The 1,981-nt window shown below is 45.9% G+C and carries 1 protein-coding gene and 1 pseudogene; both read left to right on the top strand.

The genetic code is table 11. The features are described 5' to 3' along the window. Nucleotides 1–480: pseudogene (locus QVP35_RS08855) on the top strand (phosphodiesterase); the annotation flags it as partial. Between the two features lie 24 nt (nt 481–504). Continuing rightward, on the top strand, nt 505–1,818 hold the full coding sequence (locus QVP35_RS08850; protein WP_006566906.1) for an MFS transporter: 1,314 nt from the start codon (nt 505–507) through the stop codon (nt 1,816–1,818). Nucleotides 1,819–1,981: the final 163 nt, after the last annotated feature.

Below are 1,981 nucleotides of genomic sequence, written 5' to 3'. Positions count from 1 at the left end.
CTGACGGATGAGGTCGCAGAATGGCTGGAGAAGAAAATTATTGAATATCCAAACAAACCTACTTTGGTATTTACCCATCACCCGCCTTTTACTACCGGGCTGGCAGCGATGGATGAGGGGTTTGCACAGGCTGACCGGCTGGCCGCAATTTTAAAGAAACATAAAAATGTCCGTCTTTGCTGCGGCCATATGCACACCGGTATCTTTACTTCATGGCAGGGAGTGTCCTGTGTGACTTGTCCGCCGATCGCCATGCAGATGGAAGTAGACTTCAGGACAAAAGACGGACCGGATGTCACTCAGGAAGAACTGGCTGATCATTTCAAAGGGGGAGGAGACCGCTTCTTCCTTGGCAATCCCGGATATTTAATTCATGATCTGCAGAATGACATGGTAAATACCCATTATATGATCATCCCCACAGGCGCAGATTATTCCGGCCCCTGGCCATTTAAATATTATGAAGGAGAAGGCCATTAATCGTCTGAAAAAGGAGAATAAACTATGGGAGAGCAAAAATTAAGTCTTAGGAAAATTGCCGCAGTTACCCTGTTTGAAAGTGCCGTTCAATGGTATTGCTTTTTACTATACGGCACTGCTGCAGGAACTGTGTTTGCAAAAGTATTTTTCTCACAGTCCGGGGACGGCACTACCGCATTGATCCTTTCTTATATGTCCTTTGCCATCGGATACATAGCAGGACCATTTGGAGCAGTGTTTTTTGGACACATTGGTGACCGGAAGGGACGCAAAGTTACAATGTATGCCTCTTTATTAATGATGGGCATCTCAACATCTATTATCGGAATTTTGCCGTCGGCAGCAACGGCGGGCATTTGGGTCGTGGTCGTACTTCAGCTTATGCGACTGCTGCAGTGCTTTGGACGCGGAGGAACATGGGGCGGCGGTATCCTGATGGCTTTTGAAAATGTGCCGGAGAATAAGCGGGCTTTCTACGCAGCGATTCCGCAGATCGGCCTTCCGATAGGATTCGGATTATCCTCCATTTTAATTGCAGTACCGACGTTGGTACTGCCTGAAGAGATCTTTTTTAACTGGGGCTGGAGAATCCCGTTTTTGTCAGCAATCATATTGACACTGATTGTTGTCTATTTAAAAGGTATCACGATGGAGACGGAAGACTTCAAGAAAGCCCAGGCAAAATTAGAGGCTCAGGAAGCCGAGGGGAAGAAGCAGAAGGTAGGATTTATCCCTATGGTAAAAGGATATTGGAAAACGCTGCTTCTCGGATGCGGAACCCGCTGGGTAGACGGAACATTTTATAACATCTTTATTGTGTGGATTTTATCTTACTGTATCGGATGGCTCGGAATGCCGTTGATCCAGACTTATATCATTACTATCGTTGCATGTGTTTTCAAGATTCCATTTACACTGTTCGGCGGATGGTGTGCACAAAAGTTCGGTATGACCAGAACGTTTGTCATCGGAGGGCTGGCATCGGCGTTTCTCAGTATTCCGACATTAAAAGTCATTGAGCTGAGCGGCGGAAATCTGTTTGTTACCATCATGGGAGTTGTTCTCGGATGGAGCATTGCCTACAACTTAATCTGGGCAGTTATCAGCGGACTCTGGTCTTCTTATTTTGAAACAGAAGTGAGATACTCCGGCATTTCCTTTGTTTATCACGTGCCGAGTTTCCTGGTAGCCGGCCTTGTGCCGACCATCTGTACACTGCTGATCGACTATGGAAAAGGAGATACCATTTATGTAGGAATCTATTCCACCATTGTCGCTTTGATCAGTGTGGCCTGTGCCATTGCTTTAAAATACCGGCATGACCGGGGCATGAAATAAACTATGACATTTTCCACACGATTTCCGTTCGGCTCTTAGAATGCCTCACTCTAATCGTGTAGAAAATGGACGTAATGTCTGTTGGAGAAGGGCCTTGTCAAAAAAAGGTGCCACTTTTCGAAAACTATTTACCGCTATTGGAGGAGCGCATTTTAAAAGCGCA

The sequence above is a fragment of the Anaerostipes sp. CAG:276 genome, from assembly GCF_000432215.1.
GTDB lineage: Bacteria > Bacillota > Clostridia > Lachnospirales > Lachnospiraceae > Anaerostipes > Anaerostipes caccae.
The sequence above is the reverse complement of the archived record's forward strand: the minus strand, read 5'-3'. Positions and strand labels throughout refer to the sequence as shown.